General features: G+C 73.0%; 3 protein-coding genes. 2 read left to right on the top strand and 1 reads right to left on the bottom strand.

Annotated features, from left to right (window positions below; translation table 11 throughout):
- Positions 1–91: 91 nt before the first annotated feature.
- A complete protein-coding gene (locus ACIBO1_RS26005; protein ID WP_396750929.1) occupies positions 92–853 on the bottom strand; it encodes an HAD family hydrolase in 762 nt (253 codons plus the stop codon).
- A gap of 86 nt (positions 854–939) precedes the next feature.
- Here ACIBO1_RS26005 and ACIBO1_RS26000 point away from each other — a divergent pair, with 86 nt between their 5' ends.
- Both ACIBO1_RS26000 and ACIBO1_RS25995 read left to right on the top strand, forming a co-directional pair.
- Positions 940–3,720 carry a DEAD/DEAH box helicase gene (locus ACIBO1_RS26000; RefSeq protein ID WP_396750927.1) on the top strand — a complete coding sequence of 927 codons (2,781 nt, stop codon included), beginning with the start codon at positions 940–942 and terminating at the stop codon, positions 3,718–3,720.
- A 151-nt stretch (positions 3,721–3,871) separates the two neighbouring features.
- On the top strand, positions 3,872–4,738 hold the full coding sequence (locus tag ACIBO1_RS25995; RefSeq protein ID WP_396750925.1) for an MHYT domain-containing protein: 867 nt from the start codon (positions 3,872–3,874) through the stop codon (positions 4,736–4,738).
- The last annotated feature ends 124 nt before the right edge of the window (positions 4,739–4,862 follow it).

The following is a 4,862-nucleotide window of genomic DNA, read 5'->3' as shown; positions in this document are numbered from 1 at the left end:
CGCACCAACTACCACGCCACCATCAACATCAACATCCTCGAAACAGCAACATTGACAACCCGCCCACCGCCCTAACTGAGCGGCATTGGGGTTAGGGGTGGGGGAGGAGGTCCAGGACGGAGCCGAGGCCGTTGGGGCGGCCCGGGTCGGCGGGGGGTAGGACCAGGACAGCGCATCCGGCGGCCACGGCTCCGGCGTCGGCGGGGGTGTCGCCGACCATCAGCGACTCCTCCGGGTCGACGCCGAGCATCCCGCAGGCGCGCCAGAAGATCGCCGGGTCCGGCTTGCAGCGGCCCACCTCGTAGGAGAGCACGAACGCGTCGACCAGGTCGGCGAGGCCCCAGGCGTCGAAGATGGGCCGCAGGTCGAAGCCGATGTTGCTGACCACGCCCACGCGTACGCCGGCCGCCCGCAGCCCGGCCAGCGTCGGGGCGGTGTCCGGGTACGGCACCCAGCCCTCCGGCACCAGCACGCGCTCGTAGAGGGCGTCGGCGAACCCGTCGATCCCGGCGTCGACCGTGGCGGCCAGCCCGGTGTACGCCCCCCGGTGGGCGTGCTCGTAGAGGTCGCGGTCGGCCCAGAGCTCGGCCAGTCGGGGCGGCACCCGGCCGGGCAGCGGTCCACCGGCCCGGCCGGCGGTGAGCAGTCGGTCGGCCAGCGAGGTGGCCCGCATCCGGTCCAGCGTCACACCGCACGCCGCCGCGGCGGCCAGCACCCACTCCCTGGGCTCCTCCACCTGCGCGAGCGTGCCGTGGAAGTCGAGCAGCACGGCTCGTACGGGCCGGCGGGACGGCTCGTGGCGGGTGTGGTCGACGCCGGGGAGGGCGTCGGTCGGTTCGGGATGATCCGGCACGACGTGCACCCTACCGACCCACCCGGACGGCCCTGCCGGACGGCCTTGTCGGGTGGCCGTCGGTGGCACGCACTAATCTTGGTGACATGTCGAGCCCCGCCGAGCGGTACGCCGCGGCACGTCGCCGGGCCGCCCAGGCCTCTCAGTTCCCGGCGCTGGAAGAGTTCACCGCCGATCTCGGGTTCGACCTCGACGACTTCCAGCGCGAGTCGTGCCAGGCGCTGGAGCGGGGCAGCGGGGTGCTGGTGTGCGCCCCGACCGGGGCCGGCAAGACCGTGGTCGGCGAGTTCGCCGTACACCTGGCGCTGCGGGGTGCCCCGGGGCAGCCGGCGCCGGCCGACGGCGCCCGGCGCAAGTGCTTCTACACCACGCCGATCAAGGCGCTGTCCAACCAGAAGTACCACGACCTGGTCGACCGCTACGGTGCCGAGCAGGTCGGGCTGCTCACCGGCGACAACGCCATCAACGGTGACGCGCCCGTGGTGGTGATGACCACCGAGGTGCTGCGCAACATGCTCTACGCCGGGTCGAGCACCCTCCAGGGCCTCGCGTACGTGGTGATGGACGAGGTCCACTACCTGGCCGACCGGTTCCGGGGCGGGGTGTGGGAGGAGGTCATCATCCACCTGCCCGCCTCGGTCACGCTGGTGTCGCTGTCGGCGACCGTGTCCAACGCCGAGGAGTTCGCCGACTGGCTGATCACCGTGCGCGGCGAGACCACGGTGGTGGTCAGCGAACACCGTCCGGTGCCGTTGTGGCAGCACATGCTGGTCGGCAAGCGGATGTTCGACCTGTTCCACGACGCGGACGCCGCCCGTAAGCACGACGTGCACCCGGAGCTGCTGCGGTACACCCGGGACACGGTGCGCCGCCTCGACCTGGGCGAGGGGCGGTCCGCCGGGCCGGGTGCCGGGCGGCGGGGGCCGCGCTGGCGCGGGCCGTTGCGGCCGGACATCGTGGACCGGCTGGATCGCGAGGGCCTGTTGCCGGCGATCCTGTTCATCTTCAGCCGGGCCGGCTGCGACGCGGCGGTGCAGCAGTGTCTGGCGGCCGGGCTGCGGCTCACCTCGCCCGAGGAGCGCTCGGAGATCCGGCGGGTGGTGGAGTCCCGGATCACCGCCATCCCGGGCGAGGACCTGTCGGTGCTGGGCTACTGGGAGTGGCTCGACGGTCTGGAGCGGGGGCTGGCCGCCCACCACGCCGGCATGCTGCCGGCGTTCAAGGAGGTCGTCGAGGAGCTGTTCGTCCGGGGGCTGGTGAAGGCGGTCTTCGCCACCGAGACGCTCGCCCTGGGCATCAACATGCCGGCCCGTTGCGTGGTGCTGGAACGCCTGGTCAAGTACAACGGCGAGGCCCACGTCGACCTGACCCCGGGGGAGTACACGCAGCTCACCGGGCGGGCCGGGCGGCGCGGCATCGACGTCGAGGGGCACGCCGTGGTGGTGTGGTCCCCGGAGACCGATCCGCGGCACGTGGCGGGGCTGGCCTCCACCCGGACGTACCCGCTGCGGTCCAGCTTCCGGCCGTCCTACAACATGTCGGTCAACCTGGTCGGCAGCGTCGGCGCGGCACCCGCCCGCGAGTTGCTGGAGTCGTCGTTCGCGCAGTTCCAGGCGGATCGGTCGGTGGTCGGCCTGGCCCGGCAGGTGCAGCGCAACACCGAGACCATCGAGGCGTACGGCGCGGAGGCGGCCTGCCACCACGGCGACTTCGACGAGTACTTCGCGCTGCGGGTGGCCATCGCCGACCGGGAACGGGCGATCGCCCGCCAGGGGCAGAGTCAGCGCCGGGCGGCGGCGGTGGCGGCGCTGGAACGCCTGCGGGTGGGTGACGTGATCCGGGTGCCGTCGGGGCGCCGGGCCGGTCTGGCCGTGGTGCTCGACCCGGCGGCCGGTGGGTTCAGCGAGCCCCGGCCGTTGGTGCTCACGCAGGACCGGTGGGCGGGCCGGATCAGCCCCGGCGACTTCACTACCCCGGCCGAGGTGCTGGCGCGCATCCGAGTGCCCAAGCACTTCAACCACCGCAACCCGGCCGCTCGACGGGACCTGGCGGCGCAGGTCAGCGGCACCGGTCTGGACCGGCACTCCCGGCGGGGCGCGCGCGGCCGACAGTCGGGGGAGGACCACCGGCTGACCCAGCTCCGCACCGAGATGCGACGGCATCCCTGCCACGCCTGCCCCGAGCGGGAGGAACACGCCCGTTGGGCGGAGCGTCGCCGGCGGCTGGAGCGGGACACCGAGGAACTGCGGCAGCGGGTCTCCGGCCGGACGGGGTCGTTGGCGCGTACGTTCGACCGGATCGTGGCCCTGCTCACCGCGCGCGGCTACCTGACCGCCGAGGGCGCGGTGACCGATGCCGGGCGGATGCTGGGGCGGATCTGGACGGAGGCCGACCTGCTGGTGGCGGAGTGCCTGCGGCGAGGGGTCTGGGACGGGTTGTCCCCGGCCGAGCTGGCGGCGGCGGTCTCGGTGGTGGTCTTCGAGGCGCGTCGGGACGTCGACGAGCGGGCGTCGTTGCCGCGTGGCGCGGTCGCCGAGTCGGTCGACGCCACGTTGAAGCTGTGGAGCGAGATCGAGGCCGACGAGGCGGCGCGGGGCCTGGCCGTCACCCGGGAGCCCGATCTGGGCTTCGCCTGGCCGGTCTACCGCTGGGCTCGGGGTGAGGCGTTGGCGAAGGTGCTGTCCAGCGGGCACGAGTTCGACGGCGAGATGCCGGCCGGTGACTTCGTCCGGTGGGCGCGTCAGGTGGTGGACCTGCTCGGGCAGTTGGCCGACTCGGGTGGTGCCTCGACCGAGCTGCGGGCCACGGCCCGGCAGGCGATCGCGGCTGTCAACCGGGGGGTGCTGGCCTACCATTCGCCCGCGTGAGTGTGACGGTCGGGAATCGACGCATCGCTGAGTGATCGCGACATCACGGCGCGAAGTGCCCCCGAACGCCTATTGTGCCTGCTCGGGTGCTCCCCGATCATGTCTTCGGCGCGTCGCTACGCGCTGGTAGCAGCTCTGGGGGGAGCCCATTGTGGCGGAAATCAATCATTTTGAATACGGATGGATCACGCCGGGGATCAGTTACGCCCTGTCCGTGCTGGGTTCCATCCTCGGCCTGATCTTTGCGGGCCGGATAAGGATCGCGAAGTCCACCGGGCAGAAGATCTGGTGGGGGACGCTCGCGGCGTGGGCGCTCGGCGGCACCGCGATCTGGACGATGCACTTCATGGCGATGCTCGGCTTCGCGGTGACCGGCTCGCGGATCCGGTACGACGTACCGATCACCGTCGCCAGCGCCCTGTTGGCGGTGATCGCGGTCGGCATCGGTCTGGCCATCGTGGGCACCGGCCGGCTGTCCGCGGTCCGCATCCTGGCCGGCGGTCTGTTCACCGGCCTCGGTGTGGCGGCGATGCACTACAGCGGCATGGCCGCGATGCAGCTGGACGGCCGGATCGACTACGACCCGCTGCGCGTGGCGGCGTCGATCGTGATCGCGGTGGTTGCCGCCACCGTGGCGCTCTGGCTCGGGGTCACGGTCCGTCGCGGGCTGGCGATCTTCGGTTCGGCGCTGGTGATGGGTGTGGCGGTCAACGGCATGCACTTCACCGGGATGAGCGCGATGTCGGTGCATCTGCACGACCAGCGGACCGAGCTGGCCGGCGCCACGGTCAGCACCATGCTGCTGCCGATCGTCCTGCTGGTGATCTTCGGCGTGGTGGGCCTGGTGTACGCCCTGCTCGCTGCCCCGACCGAGGAGGACCGGGCGGCGATGGCGTACCTGGACTCCCTGCGCGACCCGGCCGTCACCGCGCCCGATCCGGTCGGGCTGCGCGCCCGGTCGAGCCTGGCTCGGCCCGGTGCCCAGTTTCCGTCCCGCCGGGACCGACCGACGCGCTGAGCGTCGGCCTGGCCCCCGGGCCGGGGGGGGGGGGGGGGGCCCGCCCGCCCGGGGGCGCCCCCCCGGGGGGGGGGGGGGGGGGGGGGGGCCCCCCGGGGGCCACGTGGCCCCGAGGCACCCCCAA

Origin of the sequence: Micromonospora sp. NPDC049903 (assembly GCF_044460945.1) — a bacterium.
GTDB lineage: Bacteria > Actinomycetota > Actinomycetes > Mycobacteriales > Micromonosporaceae > Micromonospora.
Note: the sequence above shows the minus strand (reverse complement) of the source record. Positions and strands in the feature narration are given on the sequence as shown.